The organism is Pontibacter sp. YIM B11418 (assembly GCF_059278805.1).
Map to the genome: position 1 here is coordinate 352,889 of NZ_JCAEMH010000002.1, position 19,221 is coordinate 372,109.

The following is a 19,221-nucleotide window of genomic DNA, read 5'->3' on the forward strand; positions in this document are numbered from 1 at the left end:
GAAGAAATCTGATACCGTATCTGATCAGTGATCGACTGTGATCAATTACCTGACGCAACGTATTAGATACAGTCTCTCACTCACTCGGTTATCCACTCCCTCCGTGGCAACATTTAGCATCCGGCTTCCGGTATAAAATAAAGTTTGTCAGAAAGGCGACCGCAAGTACGTACTAGATAAAACAGCACGCTATCTAATTGAAAATAAACCTACACTTACAAGCAGCCATAAAATGTACACGTTAAAACCATTCAAACACTACTGGAACAGTCTAGGCCAGCGATACTGCACCATCCGCTACTTCAGATCGCGGAAAATGGTCCAGCTTATCTGGAAAGATACCGCAACCAGGGAGGGTATAAAGGATGTGGCAATAGGGCTCAGAAAAGTGATCCGTAAATACCCTTGTCGCTCTATACTGAACGATGTGCAGGAATTTCACCAGGGGCCGGCCGATTACCTGATGTGGTCTGACTGGGATATGGAAGGGCTGGTTGAAGAAGGCATCAGCTACATTGCTTACGTGCTGCCACCCGAGGACCCGCTACCGGAACCAATAGAGGCCAGCAACCAGACACCTGAGGTAAGGTTTTTCTAGCACATGATGGATGCCCTGGAGTGGCTCAGCAAACAGAATCTTACTTAAATACTCCCTCTACACAGGCTAGGCGGGCACCTTTTTAACAATCATCTCTGCAACAGCGTATTAAGCAAAACATCTCCCTGAACTCAATTTTCAGGGGCCGGTGAACTGATAAAACTATGGAAAAAATAAAAACGCAAAATGGCTGAGATACACATCGAAAAAAAGAAAAAACCTGTGTGGCCCTGGATCCTGCTGGTCGTAATACTACTCCTGCTGGGCTGGGCTGTCTATGAACTGTTTCTGAAGGACGGACAAGTCCAGGCGCTTGCCGCTGTCAGCACGCTGTTGCCTGCGCCAAGCCCTGAACTGACACCTGATTTGATACGCACTTAAATTGAACTTATGAACGACAACGAATTAAGAAACGAAAGACTGGTGCCTCTGAGCGAACTGAAAGACTACGAGGTCGCCAAAAACAACACCGACGTGACAGGCTGGCGCGTAGTAGGTGCCGACGGCGAAAAGCTGGGCGACGTGAAAGACTTGGTAGTGGACATGGACGCTATGAAAGTGCGCTACCTTTCCGTGCTGGGAGACCACCGCTTCTTCGACCGCGACCGTGATACCTACCTACTCATACCGATTGGCGCAGCTGCCCTCGACCGCAAAGGCAAAAACATCTTCGTGGCCTCTGTTGATGCGAAAAGCATTGCCACCTACCCGGCCTATCCGGGCGGACCGATTTCGCCTGATTATGAATACGCCGTGCGTGACAACTTCCGCCGCGCCCACCGCGACGCCTTTGACGACAAGAACGAGTACAAGTCTGAGTTTGACGATGCCCTGCAGCACGACGCCACCACGACGCGCCGTATCAATCCGGACTTTTACAACGATGAGTCGTTTAACGAGGACCGTTTCTATGCCGTGCACGATGCTACCCCAGACCGTGATTCACACGCCAGGCGTGTAACTGACCGCAGCGATAGCAGAGACTACCGCAGCAAGCCTGTAGAAGATTCCATCACCACCATCGAGCGGCTGGAGAATCTGCGTGAGCGCGGCTCGATTACTGAGGAAGAATTCATTCTCCTCAAGAAAAGAGCGCTGGATTCTTAGGCCAGCCCTATCCGTATGCTATACCTGCAAAGCCGCACCTGCAAATCGTGCGGCTTTGTGGTTTACGGGCAGCTGCGAACAAATTAGTTACAATGGAGTAAAACGAATGATTAAACGATTTATACCAACCACAAAAAACAAGATACTATGAAACTATCCCGACTCATCCTTCTGAGTGCCATCGGTTTGGCCACCATGGGCGCTTCCTGCAGCGAAGAAAGGGCAACCGAGCAGGAAGACAAAGACCCGCAGGAACCCGTAGTCACCACGCCGCAGGAAGACTGCCAGCCAATTGACAGGGGCGCCCCCAACTCTCCGGAGCAGAAGCCGACCTTCGAAGGTCAGACCCGCGCCTGTGAGATTAAATCTGAAACGGCTCTGGACGTGCAGGTGCTCACCAAAAACCTTAAAAAGCCCTGGGCCGTGGAGCCCTTGCCGGATGGCAACCTGCTTGTCACTGAAAAGGGAGGCCAGATGCGCATCGTGTCGGCCACCGGACAGATTGGCAACCCGATAACAGGTATACCGAAAGTGGATGCCCGCGGACAGGGCGGCTTGCTGGATGTGGCCCTCGGCCCCAAGTTCGGCTCAGACCGCATGATCTACTGGAGCTACACCGAACCGCGCCAGGGCGGCAACGCGACCAGCGTAGCCCGCGGGGTGCTCTCCGAAGACCGTTCGCGCGTAGAGAATGTGCAGGTGATCTTCCAGGCGCAGCCCACTTACGACGGCACGATGCACTACGGCTCCCGCCTGGCTTTCGGACCGGATGGTATGCTCTACATCACCCTGGGCGAGCGATCGGATATAGAGATACGTCCGCAGGCGCAGCAAATGAACAGCCACATGGGCAAGATCATCCGCATTGCGCCGGACGGCAAAGTGCCGAACGACAACCCGTTCGTGAAGAAAGAAAACAACCTGCCTGAGATCTGGAGTGTTGGTCACCGGAACGTGCAGGCGGCCGCATTCAACAACCAGGGCCAGCTCTGGATCGTGGAGATGGGTCCGCAGGGTGGTGATGAACTGAACCTGGTCGAAAAGGGAAAGAACTATGGCTGGCCAGCAGTCACGTTCGGGGAGGAATATTCCGGTGAGCCTGTCCCTAACGCGGTCACCACCAAAGAGGGCTTCGTAGATCCTGTCTATTACTGGGATCCGGTAATTGCCCCTTCAGGAGCGCAGTTTTATACGGGCAGTGCTTTTCCGGAGTGGAAGGGGAACCTGTTCGTGGGCGGCCTCCGCGCGCAAGGGCTGGTGCGCCTGCGCATCGAGAACAACCGCGTGACCGGCGAGGAGCACCTGCTCCGCGACCGCGACCAGCGTATACGTGACGTGCGCCAGGGATCGGACGGAGCGCTATACCTGGTGACCGACCAGGAGAACGGCGAGCTCTGGAAAATCATGCCGAAGCAGTAGGCACTACAAAAGATGCAATAACAAAAAAGGACAGGTATACACCTGTCCTTTTTCTATTTAATATTGTTCCAACTGCTTAGCTATGAGTCACCGGAAGCGTCACGCGCAGCATATCCCAGGTGATCTGGATGCTGCCTGCGCCGTCCTCCCCTGTAATGATTTCATAGCGCAGCCTTTCCTGTTTGGTAGGGGCCACTTCGGGCTTCACGGTAAAGCGCAGCACATCCTCTGCTTCCTTGTAGTCGTCGGCCAGGTGCTGCTCCCAGTTTTTGTTGATGATGATCGTCCACTCCTGCTCACCCGGTATGGTGAACAAGGCGTACTTGCCGGCCGGTAGCTCCTTCCCGCCTATGGTGATGTCCTTGTCGGTCATCAGGCTGGTAGCAGTGTGCGCGCCTGTCACCCATACCTGGTCATAGGCCACCAGTCCGCCCCAGATTACGCGTCCGCGCACTGCCGGCGAGTGGTAGGCGATGGTCAGGTGCGCGTCGCCGATCATGCCGTGCGCCTCCGCCTTCAGGCTTCCTTTCAGGGTATCCGGCTCTGCCTGCACCCCGATGGTGTTTGCGCCCTCGCTTGGTTGCATATTATGTCCGGAATGGCTTTCTTGTGCCGGAGGCGTTTCCTGCTCGTTTTTCTGCTCTGGCTGGTTGCAATACGTCAGGGTGGCAGTGAGCGCAAGCCCTAAGGCTATTCGGGTAGATGTTTTTTTCATGGCTCTGAGTTGTTTTGAGTACTTATGTACGAGGACAAGCTACAAATTATTCCTGAAATTAAAACACTCCCCTACCCGGCATCAATGAAGCACTAATGACGCTGTAGAAGCTTAATGAAAGGGCAGGTTAAAACGAAAGCCTTGCAAGAGTAGTACAAAGCTATAGTCATGAACCTTAAACCTAAAAAACTATGCCATATAACAATTATCCCACCCTATCCGGCGCTTTGAACGACCTCAAAAAAAGAGGGTATACCGAGGATTTTAACCTGAAGGAAAACTGCATTGTCTGCGCCTCCAAATCGCTGGAGTTGAAACCTGAAGAGTTTTACATTGATGAAGTACACCGCTTTGAGGGCATGAGCAATCCGGATGACAACTCGGTGATCTACGCCATCTCTTCTTCGAGTGGTGTGAAAGGCGTGCTGGTGGATGCCTACGGCCCCTACGCGCAGGCCATCACCCCTGAAATGGCGCAGAAGTTGAGAGCTTAAATCCTCCAAAATCATGGACCACGACCACCGGCACCATACAGATAGCCAACAGCAGCAGGCCAAAAAGCAACAGGACCAGCTAACCGAAAAGCTGAAGGAAACGGCGCTGCATGGACATGCACATGCCATACCCAAAGACACCAGCGGTCACCCGCCACATGACGGGCATGCCCACAGCGGACACGGTGAGCATGGCCACGACCATCACCGCATGATGATCGAGGACTTTAAAAAACGCTTCTGGATTTCGCTCGCACTGTCTATACCTGTCATCCTCCTCAGCCCGATGGTGCAGCACATCCTGGGCTTCTCGCTGGATGTGCCTTACAGTATGTACATCGCCTTCATGCTCTCCTCCATAATTTATTTCTACGGTGGCTGGCCATTCCTGACGGGACTGGTCGAAGAGGTGAAAAAAGGTGCGCCGGGTATGATGACACTGATCGGGGTGGCGATTACGGTGGCATACCTTTACAGTTCAGCCATTGTGTTTGGGCTGGAGGGTATGGATTTCTTCTGGGAACTGGCCACCCTGATCGTGATCATGCTGCTCGGACACTGGATCGAGATGAAATCGGTGCTGGGCGCCTCCAAAGCCCTGGAACTGCTGGTGAGCATGATGCCGGCCGAAGCCATGCTGATCAGGGATGGGGAAACGGTGCGTGTGCGCATCGAGGAACTGCAGAAGGGCGACCTGATCCTGGTAAAGCCGGGTGAAAAAGTGCCTGCCGATGGCGTGGTGGAAGATGGGGAGAGTCACCTGAACGAGAGCATGCTCACCGGCGAGAGTAAACCGGTTAAAAAGACGATAGACGATAAAGTGATTGGCGGCTCCGTGAACGGAAACGGCGCCCTCCGGGTGCGGGTGGAGCATACCGGCAAGGAAAGCTACCTCAACAAGGTGATCAAACTGGTGCAGGATGCCCAGAAAACGAAATCGGATACGCAGCGCCTGGCCGATCGAGCCGCCAAATGGCTAACCTATGTAGCGTTGACCGCGGGCTTTGGCACCTTTGCCGTGTGGCTTATGCTAGGGCGCGACCTGGCTTTTGCGTTGGAGCGGATGGTCACGGTTATGGTCATTTCCTGTCCGCATGCGCTGGGCTTGGCCGTGCCACTGGTAGTGGCTATTTCTACAGCTGTGTCCGCCAACAATGGCCTCCTGATCCGCAACCGCACCGCCTTTGAGAACGCCCGACTCATCACCACCGTCATCTTCGACAAGACCGGCACGCTCACCCAGGGCTCACATGAAATTGCCGCCGTCGTGACGTTTGATAAGTCTGTGGACGAGCGGGAAATGCTGCGGCTGGCCGCTGCAGTGGAACAGAACTCTGAGCACTTTATCTCCCAGGGCATCCTCCGCAGAGTGAAAGAACAAGGTATAGCCGTACCTCCCTCCCAATCTTTCAACTACCTGCCCGGCAAAGGGCTGGAAGGTAAGGTAGAGGACCGGGATGTGAAGGTGGTCGGCCCCAACTACCTCAGGGAATTCAATATACAGGTGCCGGCCAGCCAGGCCGAAGAAGGTGTGGAAACGGTGGTGTACGTACTGGTAGACGGGCGTCCCATCGGCTACATCACCATGCGCGACCAGATACGGGAGGAGTCGGCAGAGGCCATCCGCGTGCTGAAGGCGAACGGTATCAAAAACCTGCTGCTGACCGGCGACAACGAGCGGGTGGCCAAAAGCGTGAGCGACAAATTGCAGATGGACGGCTTCCTGGCCAATGTGCTGCCCCACCAGAAACAGGAGAAGGTGAAGGAGCTTCAGGCCAAAGGCGAGTTTGTGGCCATGACGGGCGACGGTGTGAACGATGCACCTGCCCTGGCGCAGGCCGATGTGGGGATTGCCGTTGGCTCCGGAACAGACGTAGCCGCCGAAACAGCCGACATTATCCTGGTCAACAGCAATCCGCAGGACATCGCCTCACTCATTCTCTTCGGCAAAGCCACCTACCGCAAAATGATCCAGAACCTGATCTGGGCAACCGGTTACAACGTCATCGCACTGCCGCTAGCGGCCGGTGTACTCTACAAGCAGGGCATCATGGTGTCGCCTGCCGTGGGTGCGGCGCTGATGAGCCTGAGTACTGTGATCGTGGCGATCAATGCGCAACTGCTGCGCCGGCAGATCAAGTAGCAGCAGAAATTAACGTGCTTCGTATAAACAAAGAAAATAGAACCATGAGAAATTCCTTGATCCTCCTCTCTTTTGCACTGCTCTGTGTGAGCGGCTGCCAGCAGCCTGACAATGTGCAGGAAATGCTGCGCGACGAAGAGGAACGCCAGCAGGTATACAGCACCATACTGGGAGATGAGCAGATGCGCAACGAACTGATGGCGCAGATTCGGGACCAGAACATGGGCGCGGGCATGATGCGCGGTGGCATGATGCAGGGCGGTATGGTAGGCGACACGTCCGGCATGGTCAACCTGCACCGCCAGCAGGTGCAGCAGCACATGAAACAGATGATCACCCTGTGCGACTCCGACACGGTTGCCTGCAACGAAATGGCCCGTCTCATGCTGCAGCATCCGGGTATGATGAACAGTATGATGGCGCGCATGCAACAGCGTGGCATGATGGATAGCACCCACATGAACCGGATGCGCCGGGGAATGAACTGATTGCGCCTGTCTGCCATGCCAATATTTTTCAGAACCTCGTGTTGCCTTAGGAAGTAAAACAGGTACTTAGTGCGCCACCTCGCTTACTGTTTATGCAGATACTCTACGCAATCGCAGGTATTGCCCTCATCCTGTTTGTTTTGAAAGACCTGATCACGACCACCCTGTCCTTCCAGGGAGGCGGTCGTTTGACGAATTTTATTGCAGAAAACACCTGGCGTTTGTGTCTGAAACTGGCTGGGAAGGACGGCAAAAGGAAAATGATGGAGCGGATAGGCCACATGCTGCTGATCCTCATCATTACGTCGTGGGTGGCAGGTATGTGGCTGGGTTCTTTTCTACTGCTCCTCTCCGACCCTGCCTCAGTGCTGAACAGCACGACCGATGCAATCACCTCGGCCTCCGAGAAACTCTACTTTGCCGGCTATACCCTGTCCACTATGGGAAATGGCGACTACAAGCCGGGCAGCAGGCTGTGGGATATTGTAGCCAATCTACTGGCCTTTAGCGGACTTGCCTTTATTACCGTTTCCATCACCTACATCATGCCCGTTCTGTCGGCGGTTATCCTGCAGGTGAAACTCAGTGTGTTTCTCAACAGCCTGGGCAACTCGCCCCAGCAGATGCTGCTCAACAGTTGGAACGGGAAGAACTTCGACCGGCTGCTCAAGCACGACGCCGACCTGGCCGATATGATCACACAACACAGCCAGAACCACAAGGCCTACCCCATCATCCACTACTTTCACAGCATTGAACAACGGGAGTCCGTCATCCTCAACCTCACGATATTCGACGAAGCCATCAATTTTCTGAAGTTCGGGGTGCAGGATGAGGCCAGACCTTCTGATGCAGACTTACTTACCATCCGGGGGGCGCAGGATTTCTACCTGCATATACTGGAGCGGCATCATAAAAACGAAGAGCAGGCACCCTATACCTTCCCGGAGATGAATTGGGATGCCCTGATCGAAGCAGGCGTTCCGTTAAAAACAGAACTTTTAAGTGACTTTCACTCCCCGGAAACCTTCAAACAACGGCGCGAGATCCTTACTTATCTTCTGTACCAGGATGGTTGGAGCTGGGCAGACATCTACAGACCTGATCCGGTCTAGGTATAGCGCCAAAAAAATCCGGTAATTTCTTTTGAATCTTCATTAATCAATCGTAATTTTACGATCATAAAACAACTACATGGAACTTACCAAGACAGCACAGTTTACAGACGAAGATATCCTGATCGCCCGCTATGCCAAAGCCTTGGGCCATCCGGCCCGCATTGCCATTCTGCGTGTGCTGTTGGAGCGAAAGGCCTGCATCTGCGGCGACATTGTGGATGAACTGCCACTGTCGCAGTCCACGGTATCGCAGCATCTGAAAGAACTGAAGGAAGTGGGCCTGATTCAGGGTGACATTGATGGCAAGAAGGTATGCTACTGCATCAACGAACAGGTATGGAAACAGGCGCAGGAAACGCTGGGCGAGCTATTCAAACGCTATACCTCTTGCGACAGCAGTTGCTGCTAAAAAAATTTACCAAAATTGATCGTAATTTACCGATATATAAAAACTATAGCAATATGAACAAGGCAGAAGAACTTAAAAAAATAGTGCGTGACAAGTACAGCGAGATCGCGCTACAAAGCAAAGAGCAGAACGAGGCTTCCTGCTGTGGTGCTACCGGCTGCGGCACCGTAGACTACGCCATTTTTGCAGACAATTACACCGAACTGGAAGGCTACAACCCTGATGCAGACCTCGGGCTTGGCTGTGGCGTGCCTACCGAGTTTGCCCAGATCAAAAAAGGCGATACGGTCGTTGACCTGGGCTCTGGCGCCGGCAACGACTGCTTTGTGGCCCGTGCCCTGGCCGGTGAGAGCGGCAAAGTGATTGGAGTAGATATGACTGAGGCAATGATCGCCAAAGCCCGCGAAAATGCCGAAAAGCTGAACTTCAACAACGTGGAGTTCCGCCAAGGTGAGATAGAAGCGCTGCCGATAGCGGCCAACCGTGCCGATGTGGTGATCAGCAACTGCGTACTCAACCTTGTGCCGGACAAGCGACAGGCCTTTGCCGAGACTTTCCGCGTGCTGAAGCCAGGCGGACACTTCAGCATTTCAGATGTAGTGCTGGTGGGCGAGTTGCCAGAGGGCATTGTGCAGGCCAGCGAGATGTACGCCGGTTGCGTGTCAGGTGCGATCCAAAAAGACGAATACCTGCAGATTATCCGTGAAGTGGGCTTTGAAAATATCACTGTGCAGAAAGAGAAAGCCATACAGGTGCCAGACGAGATCCTGCAGGACTACCTGGATGCCGCAGGTATAAAGGCATTCCGGGAAAGCAACACCGGTATCTACAGCATCACGGTATACGGCAGCAAGCCTATCGAAAACCTGGCCTGTACACCGGGTGGAGGTTGTTGCTAAGCTAATTTGATCATATAAACAGACGGGAGTAGCAAAATTTTAAGAAGGCTACTCCCGTTCTTGTTTTCCTATACCTGCTATCAGGGCGCAGCCGACAGCGTGGACACGATCAGGATGATCAGACCGAGTTGAATGCCGGCACCGATGCCCACTCCCGCCAAGGCCTTTCCTCTTTTCTTGCGGGCGGCCTGTTCTTTATACCCTTTCATGTAGTCCTGATCTTCCAGCAAACGGATATCGGAAACATGGTCAGGCTTTACTTTAGGAGGCGTGGCCCCAATAACGAGACTGCCGGCCAACCCGAGCGGGAACATGACCATCGAACTGGCCGCCGAACCCCACATGGCGCCGTTGCCTTTGTAGTACTGCTTCGCATCTTCTTTGCCTAGCGCATACAGCTGGTCCGGCGTCATACCTTGTGCTATACCTGACAGACTATCTAGCTGCTCGAAAACCTCTTTTGTCCCATTCTCAAACTTCACCATAAACACCTCGGCTTTCGGCAGCCGCCGTGTTATACCTTGCAGGGAATCAGGGTGCTGGTAGAGGACTTCGTGCAGCGTTATTTCCAACACGCGCGAAGGAATTTCTTCACAGGTCTTTTTTATGATTGTATCCTGCGACAGCGCCAGGTGCTGCACACTGAAAAACAGTAGAATTAGTATCGCTCTTTTCATGACTATTCAGTTTAAGGATTAGTATTTGCGTGAGTTAAAGCCGAAGAGCACACTGAAGCGCATGCCGTCTGAGGAGGGGGCGATGGCGACGTTCACCGGAAAGTTGACGCCCTGGCTTTGAAAATTAGTGCCCGCTGCCAGTACCAGTCCGGCTCCACCCAGCGATACGTTCGGACCGATGCCAAACTCAAGTCCCTTCGCTCCTCTTATACCTACCAGCGCGCTCAGACTCGGCAGAAATTTTCCCTGTTCTAAGCCACCTATCAGCGGCACAAATTCGAACAGACCGGAAGTGCCGTTTTCGAGCGTGAAAACCCGTGTCTCAAACTGCCAGCCAAACTGGGTCATCAGGGCGCTTACGTTTGTGTCGAAGTCATCTTTGATGTGGTCGCGGTAGTTCTGGCTCAGCACCGTGAATCCCAATCGGGGACCGCCCAGTTTCAGGCTTTGCTGATTGTTTGGTCTGGCATACACCGGTTGCTGCATAGCCGGGCGCGCCTCGTTCATGATAACCTTGGTGCCGTTCTCATACTTGATCATAAAGACGTCCGCTTTCGCAATGGAGATAACGGGTCCCTCCAGGTTGTCGAAGCGCTTATACTTGACTTCCTGCAGGTTGATCTCCAGTACCTTGACTTCCAGCTCGTCGCCGTTTCGTTGGATGAGCACGTCCTGCGCCTGGCCCGCAAAGTAGAAGAGACAGGCAATGATGGTGAGCAATAAATTTTTCATGGTCGATGTGTGTTATGTGTATGTTTATTTCTAGTTTTTGATAGATCAAAATTACAGCACACATACAGGTATAGAAAGCCAACAAAACGACTTTAAGGACTTTTTAATTTTTACTTCATTAGGTATATATTATTAGTATACAATCACTTATATTCACAGTATCAGACTTTCAAAATTTTAAAAATAGCTAAAAGTTTAATAAAGAAGATTGGCTATACCTTCATCTGACAGAATTCAATCTTTTAAACGGTGCGCCTTACTAAAAACCTTTGCTGAAAACACGATGGATGATCTCAAAATAACCCTGGAAACGCTCGGTGAGGAAGACCGTCGGGAGCTTGGCATTTTCATTCAGCGGCAGAAAAAGAAGAAGAGTCGAAAGGATCTGGCGCTATACAAACTCCTGCTGCAGGAAAGGCTCTACACCCCGGAGCAACTGATCGCCCGCCTATACCCTGAGGACCCCAACCCGGTGGCCTACTATGCGCTCCGCAAACGGCTCACCCGCCACCTCACGGACTTCATCATGCTCAAGCGGATGGAGGAAGACAGTACCTCGGCTTCTACGATCATGGGTTTGCTCTCGCTCTCCCGTTACCTGTTCGATGCGCAGGTAGAGCGACTGGCCTGGCACTACCTGCTTAAGGCCGAAAAGATGGCCGCAGCCAACGAACAGTATGACCTGCTCAACTCGATCTACAACCTGCAGATCGAAAAAGCAGAAAGCGCGTTTGCCGGGGACCTGGACGAGATCATTACCAGACGTAATCTGAACAAACTGGCTGCCGACGAAGTAGAGCGGGCAAACATTGCCAGTAGCATCATCAGCCAGCGCCTGCAGGCTGTCAGGCGCCAGGGCAGCGACCTGCACTTTGACCGAATCATCCAGGAGGTGCTCCGCAGTTATAGCCTGACCGAGGCGGTAAGCAAACGTCCGCAATTGCTTTACAAGCTGATGTTCATTGCCCGGAGTGCTGTGCTGGCTCGCAAAGACTTTCTCACTTTTGAGCCTTTCATCATCAGCCAGTACCAGGAGACAGAGCAGAAATACGGCTTCATCAAGGCGCATCAGTATTACAAACTCAGCCTCCTCTACATGATCGCGCACGTGCTGTACCGGAACAAGAAATTTGTGGAGTCTATCCACTACCTGGCGCTCTTGCACAACAGCATGAGTGGCGACGGCAAAAGCCACTTCGCAACGTTTTATCCACGCTACATTTTTTTGATGGTGGCCAACCTGGTCTTTCTGCGCAACAACGCGGAGGCCATTGGGTTGATGGAAAAACTGCTTTACAAAAGCAAAGTACACCTGAGTCAGCGTGACCAGTTAACTGCCCTGTTGGGCCTGAGCTTCAATTACTTTGCGCAGGGCGCTTTTGGCAAAGCGAACCGTGTGCTGCTGGGCATCAAGCGGTCAGACAAATGGCTGGAGCAAACCATGGGGCGAGAGTGGGTGCTGAAGAAGAAAATGGGAGAACTGATTCTGCAGTACGAACTCAGCAATGAAGACCTGGTACTGAACAAGATCCGGGCGTTTGAGCGCACGTTCAAAGACCTGTTGCAGCAACCGGCTTACTACAATGTGAAGCAATACCTACAGCTGATCAAGCATATGGTGGACCAACCAGAGGCAGTTGCCAGTGAGGCCTTTTTTCAGCAGGTCGAACAGAGCTTGGAATTTGAATCGTTTGAGAATACCGACATCCAGGCCATAAGTTTTTATGCCTGGCTCAAAGCCAAAATGCTCCGTCGCCCCTATTATGATGTGCTGCTTGAACTGGCGCAAAGCAGCCTGTAACCTAAGTGCCTCTGTTTGCTCTAACACAAAAAGCTGCGGCTAGCGTATAAGCACGAAAAATCAGACGCCATGACATCAGAAAAATACACCGTCCCGGCCAAGACCCGTATTGGGCATGTGCACTTGAAAGTAGCCGACCTCGAAAGGGCCCTGGCTTTTTACCGCGATTTGCTGGGCTTTGAACTGATGATGATGTATGGCCCGGATGCGGCCTTTATTTCGGCGGGTGGCTATCACCATCACATCGGGCTGAACACTTGGTATAGCAAAGGAGGCACGCCGCCTCCGGCACGCAGCACCGGTCTTTTTCATACCGCCATCCTCTACCCTACCCGCAAAGATTTGGCTGCTATCCTGAAGCGAATCCGGGAGACTGGCTACCGCCTCGACGGAGCATCCGATCACGGCGTTTCGGAAGCGCTATACCTATCGGACCCCGATGGCAATGGCGTTGAGCTGTACTGGGATCGGCCGCAGGAAAACTGGCCACGCGACGAAGAGGGCAAGATCACCATGTACACCCAGCCACTTGATTTGCAAGATTTGCTCAGTGAATTAGAAAAATAAGCTTTCCTGACGAAGGAATCTATACCTTCAATACCAAGGTACGACACAGCAGCAGATCCCATAAAATAAGTATACTTTTGACAGTTAGTTCATTGTCGGGTAGTCCGGCATAAAACCAAAACCAACTCCATGCCCCACATCACCATTATTTCTTCGAGTGTGCGCACTGGCCGCAAGAGTCACCGCGTAGCACTATACCTGCAAAAGTACCTCGAAGCGCACCAATTGGCCACAACCGAGATCGTGGATCTGAAGGCCTATGACTTTCCGTTGTTTCATGAGCGCTACAGTCGGCTGGAGGAGTCCACGCCTGCCATGCAGGACTTCCGGGAAAAGATTGTGAAAGCAGATGGTGTCATCATTGTGACACCGGAGTATAACGGCGGCTATCCGGCCAGTCTCAAAAACGTGGTGGACCTGCTCTACGACGAATGGCACCGCAAGCCGGTGGCCATTTCAACGGTTTCAGGAGGAGCCTTTGGTGGTACGCAGGTCATCACGTCGCTGCAGTTCTCGCTCTGGAAAATGCGCGCCTGGACCGTGCCCGCCATGTTTCCCGTACCCAAAGTGCAGGACAATTACGACGAAGAAGGCAACGCCGCTGACAAAGAAGCCACTGACAAACGAGCCGACCACTTCCTACAGGAACTGCTCTGGTGCGTGAAGGCTAAGGCGAAAATGGACGAATCAACTGACAAGCCCTAATACCCGGTGCTAAATACTTATGCCATCTGCTGTCATTCCGACCAACGGGAGAAATCTGAGGTACACCCATCAGGGAAACAGGTTCTTCCTTTCGTCGGAATGACAGAAGAGGTTCTGATTATCAACTAGAACCGCATAAGGACTCCCCTGCTATACCTGTAGCTGAGCACAGGTATAGGTTAAGCCTTAGCCTTCCAGTTCTACATAATCGGTGCTTCGCGGCAGCTCCATGAAATGCTGCGCCAGTTCCTCTGGCAGTGCCGCCAGCTTTCTTTTCAAAACATCAATCCAGGCACCTTCTACTTTAATCACGGCCGCCTTTACACCGTTGGCTTTGTAGAGTTCGTGCCGCAGTGCCCAGCGCGAACCGTCTTTGCGCCCTGCAGTCAGTTCTGTCAGGATGGTGATCTCCTCGTTTATGCCAATCTCCCGCAGATAAGTAGTTTCTTCCTTAAACAAGATCGGGCCGATGTGCAGGCGCTGGAAAGTTTTGAGATCCAGCCCGAGTTCGTCAAGCGCTCCGATACGGGCCTGGGCCGCAAAATCAGCATAGGCAGAATGGCGCATGTGCATGTTCGCATCCAGGTGCGACCACATTACTTTTCCGGTGTAGGTATGGGGCATGTTTTATTGGGTCAGTATGATAAAGATAATAGGATCGCAAAGTTAAGCCTTGCAGGTATAACATAGGTTGTTTTTTTACTAAAATCCTGTTGTAATAGTGTTTCAACAGGTATATAATTGTACTTTAATCTTTACATTTACAGCACCATACGATTTTCCACTTTTGCCTATGAGAACAACTTTACTCACTGTTTTAATCTTACTTTTTGCCGTTGTGAGTTCTGCGCCAACTTTAGCGCAGCTTGCAAACCCGAACCTACCAGGATTTAACCTGGATAAACGCATCGGGGTCCAGATCAGTATGCCCCGTGATGTAGCCGTCGACTCTGAAGGAAGCATTTACTACTCCAATTTTTACATCAAAAAATTCAGCCAGGCAGGTCACCTGGATGAAGACTTTATGCCAGAAGGGTTAAATGATGAAAACTATGGCACGTTCAGTATGACCTTTGATGCTGAAGACAATCTCTATGTAGTGAGCTATACCTATGCCAAGATAGCCAAGTTTCACAAAGATGGCTCTCTCTTATTCGAGCTTGGCGGGTATGGCTCCGGGCCCGGAGAGTTTATCAATCCGGAAGAAATCGCAGTTAACTCCAAGGGAGAAATCTATGTAGTAGATACTGGTAACCGTCGTATCCAGCGCTTCGACAAGGACTTCGATTTGCTTCAGACTATTATGATTTACAACGATCTGGATACGCTCAAGCAGGAAGCAGAATACCCTTATAGTATTGCCTTCGACAAAGATGATAATCTTTATGCCCTTTATCAGTTTAATTTTGAAGGTGCGAAAGTGGTGAAGTTTAATGCTGTAGGAGAAAAAATAGCAGAGTTCGGCAACAACGGACCAGCTCAAAACAGGATAAACTCCGCATCACACATAGCCGTGGATCAACGCACTGGCCAAGTATATGTGACAGAAACAAGCTACGGTAGCATTTATGTATTTGATACCTCTGGCAATTACCAGCAAAGAATCTACCATCAATCCGGTGAAGGGCGCCTTTGGGGTACTATCATCGGCATCACACTCGACAGTGAGGGCAATCTCATCGTGTCGGATAGAAGGCATAATGGCAGTAGCAAAATCATCCAATATAATAAAGCTGGAGATGTACTTCAGGTATGGGGTGGCAGGTGGCACACCAAAGACCTGGCACTGGATGAACAGGGCTTTGTTTACCAACTTGATGCAACAGGCGCGATCAATAAGTTTAATTCTGATGGAGAAGTTGTACTGCAGTTTGGTCGATCAGGTAACTCTACCATGACGGCACCACAAGCCATCACCATCGACTACTGGGGTAACATCTACGCCATGACCAGCTTTGGGACCTACAGCGCATCCGCTATCTTCAAATTTGATCCAGGCGGAAATTTGTTGGAGACATTTACAGATTTTGGGACTGGTACAAATCACAACTTCTTCACTGACCTCGCTGTAGATGCCAGTGGTAACATTTACCTGTCGGATTACACCGATAACGTCATCAGAAAACTCAACTCAAGTGGTCAGTTATTATATGTTACGGATGGTGCAGGCGAAACACGCGACCGGATAGTGAAACCTACCTCACTTGTCGTTGATGTGCTTGGACAGCTCTATGTACTTGATCACAATGGTGGCCGGGTGCAGAAGTTTGATCCGCAAGGAAAGTTCATTTGGTCACATGCCTGGAATAGCACCAATATAGAATGGCACTACCAGAACTCCCAGAGTAGTATAGCAGTCGACGGAAAAGGTTATCTTTACTACAGCTCCAATATCCAACCTTACCGGTTCTTTATACTTGACCAACAAGCGAATCTGGTGCATGAAGAGCATGATTTGGTTGTACTGAATATAGCCGTTGACCGGAAGGCCTCTAGACTGGTTTGGAACGATTATAAATCAGAAGCCTACGCTTCATTTCGGGCAACAAACTATCAGGAACCACAGGCACTTATCAGTGGCCGCGCCTTTACCGATAACAACCAGAACTGCACGTTTGAGGAAGAAGATCAACCTTTTCCTGCTGTTGTCATAGAAGCCACTCCCGGACCATTCTATACCTTGACCGGACCGGACGGTCGTTATACCCTTCCTGTCGATCCAGGTACTTATACTGTGCGCAGTATTGCGCCCGATCTTACCGGCAAACTTATTGTGAGTGATTGCCCCCCTCAGCAGGTTGCACTTACCGGCAAAACCAGGCAGGCAGATAACATTAACTTTGGCTTTAGGGCAAACGATTATCCATACCTTCGCGTGAGCGTCTCTTCAACCCGCCGTCGCCGTTGCTTCGAGAGTACAACAACCCTGAGCTATTCCAACATTGGATATGCCACTGCCCCTGACGCCAAGGTATACCTGCAACTACCCCCTAAAGTAGCCTTGACCTGGGCCGAAAAGCCTTATACTTTACTGCCGGACGGCACCTACGAATTTTCTATCGGCGACTTGCCAGCCGGCCAAAACGGTACTATCACCATCCAGGACCTAGTACTTTGCGGCGACGAATCGGTGCGGGGCCTCACCGTCTGCACCCGCGCCTGGATCACGCCCTCCAACTACAAGCCAGTGGAGCCGACACCGACCGTTTCCATCACCGGCCGCTGCAAAGCCGAGACAGGTATGATCCGCTTCGTGGTGCGTAATACCGGAACTGCTGACATGGATGCACCGCAACTATTCCGCAAGTATGCCGACGGCCTGCTGGCTTCGCAGGAGCAGTTCCGACTGGCCGCCGGTGACAGCCTCGTACTCTGGGTACCCTCGCTGGGCTATACCTGGCGCCTGGAGGCTGACCAGCCCGCCGGCAACGGCGACAACACGGCTGTTAGCGTCACCATCGAGGGTTGTCCGGGCGAAGAGAGCAGCTCTGTGAGCACCGGGCAGGTGAACCTGCTGCCAACCGACGACGAGGAGGCCGAGAAGTCGGAGGAATGCATGCTGATCACCGATTCCTATGACCCGAACGACAAGCTGGTGACACCAGTAGGCCGCACAGAAGAGCACTACACCCCAACCAACACTGCACTCAAGTACAAAATACGCTTCCAGAACACAGGCACCGATGTGGCCTACCGCATCGTGGTGGTCGACACCCTCTCCGAACACCTGGATTTGAGCACACTGCAGCTGGGGGCCACCTCCCACCCGGGCCGTATGGAGGTAAGTGGCAAAGGCCAACCCGTCCTCACCTGGACTTTCGATAACATCATGCTGCCTGACTCTACCGCTGATGAACCTGGCAGTCACGGTTTTATCCAGTTCAGCATTAAGCCAAAAGCCGACCTGCCGGAGAAGACGCTGGTGGAGAACTTTGCTGACATCTTCTTCGATTTCAACTCCCCGATCCGCACCAACGTCACCCAAAACCGCATCTACGACATGCCACCGGTGATCAACGAAAGCGTGCGGTTGAACCTGGAGGATGTGCTGGCCACACCAGGTATAGCGGGTTTTTCCCCGGCCGCTGGCAAGCAGGGAGCCGAGATCATCATCACCGGACAGCGCTTTGCCTCAAAGCCAGCTGACAATAAGGTATACCTGAATGGTAAGCCAGCAACGGTTGTCAGCGCCTCGGCCACAGAGTTGAAAGTGATCGTTCCAACAGGCGCCTTCACTGACAAAATCAAGGTCATTACCCCTGACGGTGGTGTGACCTCCACAGATAAATTCCAGGTATACCAGCCGCCGCTGCTGAGCTCCTTTAGCCCAATTGAAGGTATGGTGGGCCAAACAGTAACGCTTATGGGCGAGCACCTGCAGACCGATCTGATCGAAAGCATCAAACTACGCGGGCTGAACTGCGAGATCCTGAGCAGCAACGGTAACACGGTGACGGTGCGTGTGCCGGCAAAAGCTACGACTGGTAATTTCCAGATCAAGACAAAAGGCGGCGAGGCTGTGAGCAGCTCTGCCTTTACCGTGTGGTACGCCCCGGTTATCACGGGCCAGAGCAAGCAGACCGACATTGTGGGCGCGAGCATCACCATCACCGGTGAGAATTTTGCCATAGACAAATCACGCAACCATGTATATTTCGGTAAAGCACAGGCTGAGGTGTTGGAGGCTAGTCCGCAACAGCTCGTAGTGCGTGTGCCAGAGCAGGCCGAGACCGGCTTGATCTCCGTGGAAACACCCGGCGGAAAGGCAACTACTGCCACTAACTTTGAAGTCATTCCGGGTCCGAGATTCACCGCCATGCAACCAACCTCGGAAACAGTGGGCACTGTGGTCGAGATCACAGGTGAGCATTTCGGCATCATGGGCCTGCAGGACAAAATTGTATTCAATGGGCAGGAAGCCCTGGTGCTTGAAAGTTCTGGCAACAGGTATAAAGTGCGCGTGCCGCGGGGGGCAAGCACCGGCAAAGTGACCATCACCGGTTTCGGTGGACAAGCTCAGAGTAACTCCAATTTTGTGATAGAGGAGCTAGCGCCAGCTGAGTCGATCACCGTCTACCCGAACCCCAACAACGGAACTTTCACTGTGAGTCTCCGCTATGCCGATTTTGATGTACAACTGATCGAAGTATATGACGCCCCTGGCCAGCGACTGCACCAGACGCACATCGCCGGGCCAAGACCGGAAGTCGTGGAGATCAGTTTGCCGGCTACTAAAGCTGGCCTATACTTCCTGCAAATTCAGACGGAACGAGGGATGATCACCAAAAAGCTGACGGTACTGTAAGAACCTAGTTCATGTAAGGTTAATGCAGTACCGTCAGCCTGGTT

The 19,221-nt window shown here is 52.3% G+C and carries 18 protein-coding genes; 14 read left to right on the forward strand and 4 right to left on the reverse strand.

Features of this window, described 5'->3' with window-relative positions; translation table 11 throughout:
- The first annotated feature begins 232 nt into the window (after positions 1-232).
- The 4 genes from AC4QZR_RS05920 to AC4QZR_RS05935 all read left to right on the forward strand — a co-directional run bounded on the left by AC4QZR_RS05920 (position 233) and on the right by AC4QZR_RS05935 (position 3,124).
- A complete protein-coding gene (locus tag AC4QZR_RS05920; protein ID WP_494480074.1) occupies positions 233-598 on the forward strand; it encodes a hypothetical protein in 366 nt (121 codons plus the stop codon).
- Between the two features lie 186 nt (positions 599-784).
- Positions 785-979, forward strand: coding sequence for a hypothetical protein (locus tag AC4QZR_RS05925; protein WP_494480075.1), 195 nt, complete (start codon positions 785-787; stop codon positions 977-979).
- Positions 980-988: 9 nt separating this feature from the next.
- Positions 989-1,705 (forward strand): PRC-barrel domain-containing protein, encoded by a 717-nt coding sequence (locus AC4QZR_RS05930; protein WP_494480076.1) that lies wholly within the window; start codon positions 989-991, stop codon positions 1,703-1,705.
- A 147-nt stretch (positions 1,706-1,852) separates the two neighbouring features.
- Positions 1,853-3,124: a PQQ-dependent sugar dehydrogenase gene (locus AC4QZR_RS05935; protein ID WP_494480077.1), complete on the forward strand. Its 1,272-nt coding sequence runs from the start codon at positions 1,853-1,855 to the stop codon at positions 3,122-3,124.
- Between the two features lie 76 nt (positions 3,125-3,200).
- On the opposite strand, the gene AC4QZR_RS05940 is transcribed toward AC4QZR_RS05935, so the two are convergent.
- A complete protein-coding gene (locus AC4QZR_RS05940) occupies positions 3,201-3,839 on the reverse strand; it encodes a DUF2911 domain-containing protein (RefSeq protein ID WP_494480078.1) in 639 nt (212 codons plus the stop codon).
- 191 nt (positions 3,840-4,030) lie between these two features.
- On the opposite strand from AC4QZR_RS05940, the gene AC4QZR_RS05945 reads away from it, so the two are divergent.
- The 6 genes from AC4QZR_RS05945 to AC4QZR_RS05970 all read left to right on the forward strand — a co-directional run bounded on the left by AC4QZR_RS05945 (position 4,031) and on the right by AC4QZR_RS05970 (position 9,390).
- Positions 4,031-4,333: a phosphoribosylpyrophosphate synthetase gene (locus AC4QZR_RS05945; protein WP_253404146.1), complete on the forward strand. Its 303-nt coding sequence runs from the start codon at positions 4,031-4,033 to the stop codon at positions 4,331-4,333.
- A gap of 13 nt (positions 4,334-4,346) precedes the next feature.
- Entirely contained in the window at positions 4,347-6,476 is a 2,130-nt protein-coding gene (locus AC4QZR_RS05950; RefSeq protein WP_494480079.1) for a copper-translocating P-type ATPase, read from the forward strand.
- Between the two features lie 44 nt (positions 6,477-6,520).
- A complete protein-coding gene (locus AC4QZR_RS05955; protein WP_494480080.1) occupies positions 6,521-6,964 on the forward strand; it encodes a hypothetical protein in 444 nt (147 codons plus the stop codon).
- Between the two features lie 92 nt (positions 6,965-7,056).
- Entirely contained in the window at positions 7,057-8,079 is a 1,023-nt protein-coding gene (locus AC4QZR_RS05960) for an ion channel (protein ID WP_494480081.1), read from the forward strand.
- A gap of 79 nt (positions 8,080-8,158) precedes the next feature.
- Entirely contained in the window at positions 8,159-8,491 is a 333-nt protein-coding gene (locus AC4QZR_RS05965) for an ArsR/SmtB family transcription factor (RefSeq protein ID WP_494480082.1), read from the forward strand.
- A gap of 53 nt (positions 8,492-8,544) precedes the next feature.
- Positions 8,545-9,390: an arsenite methyltransferase gene (locus AC4QZR_RS05970; RefSeq protein ID WP_494480083.1), complete on the forward strand. Its 846-nt coding sequence runs from the start codon at positions 8,545-8,547 to the stop codon at positions 9,388-9,390.
- 80 nt (positions 9,391-9,470) lie between these two features.
- On the opposite strand, the gene AC4QZR_RS05975 is transcribed toward AC4QZR_RS05970, so the two are convergent.
- Complete coding sequence (locus tag AC4QZR_RS05975; RefSeq protein ID WP_494480084.1) at positions 9,471-10,067, reverse strand: hypothetical protein; 597 nt, start codon at positions 10,065-10,067, stop codon at positions 9,471-9,473.
- Positions 10,068-10,085: 18 nt separating this feature from the next.
- Positions 10,086-10,799 (reverse strand): hypothetical protein, encoded by a 714-nt coding sequence (locus AC4QZR_RS05980; protein WP_494480085.1) that lies wholly within the window; start codon positions 10,797-10,799, stop codon positions 10,086-10,088.
- Between the two features lie 283 nt (positions 10,800-11,082).
- On the opposite strand from AC4QZR_RS05980, the gene AC4QZR_RS05985 reads away from it, so the two are divergent.
- The 3 genes from AC4QZR_RS05985 to AC4QZR_RS05995 all read left to right on the forward strand — a co-directional run bounded on the left by AC4QZR_RS05985 (position 11,083) and on the right by AC4QZR_RS05995 (position 13,872).
- Positions 11,083-12,600 (forward strand): hypothetical protein, encoded by a 1,518-nt coding sequence (locus AC4QZR_RS05985; protein ID WP_494480086.1) that lies wholly within the window; start codon positions 11,083-11,085, stop codon positions 12,598-12,600.
- A gap of 69 nt (positions 12,601-12,669) precedes the next feature.
- Positions 12,670-13,167 (forward strand): VOC family protein, encoded by a 498-nt coding sequence (locus AC4QZR_RS05990; RefSeq protein ID WP_494480087.1) that lies wholly within the window; start codon positions 12,670-12,672, stop codon positions 13,165-13,167.
- Between the two features lie 129 nt (positions 13,168-13,296).
- On the forward strand, positions 13,297-13,872 hold the full coding sequence (locus AC4QZR_RS05995; protein WP_494480088.1) for an NADPH-dependent FMN reductase: 576 nt from the start codon (positions 13,297-13,299) through the stop codon (positions 13,870-13,872).
- Positions 13,873-14,058: 186 nt separating this feature from the next.
- Here AC4QZR_RS05995 and AC4QZR_RS06000 read toward each other — a convergent pair whose 3' ends face one another.
- Positions 14,059-14,496, reverse strand: coding sequence for an acyl-CoA thioesterase (locus AC4QZR_RS06000; protein WP_494480089.1), 438 nt, complete (start codon positions 14,494-14,496; stop codon positions 14,059-14,061).
- A 169-nt stretch (positions 14,497-14,665) separates the two neighbouring features.
- Here AC4QZR_RS06000 and AC4QZR_RS06005 point away from each other — a divergent pair, with 169 nt between their 5' ends.
- Positions 14,666-19,177 (forward strand): DUF7619 domain-containing protein, encoded by a 4,512-nt coding sequence (locus tag AC4QZR_RS06005; protein WP_494480090.1) that lies wholly within the window; start codon positions 14,666-14,668, stop codon positions 19,175-19,177.
- Positions 19,178-19,221 lie beyond the last annotated feature (44 nt).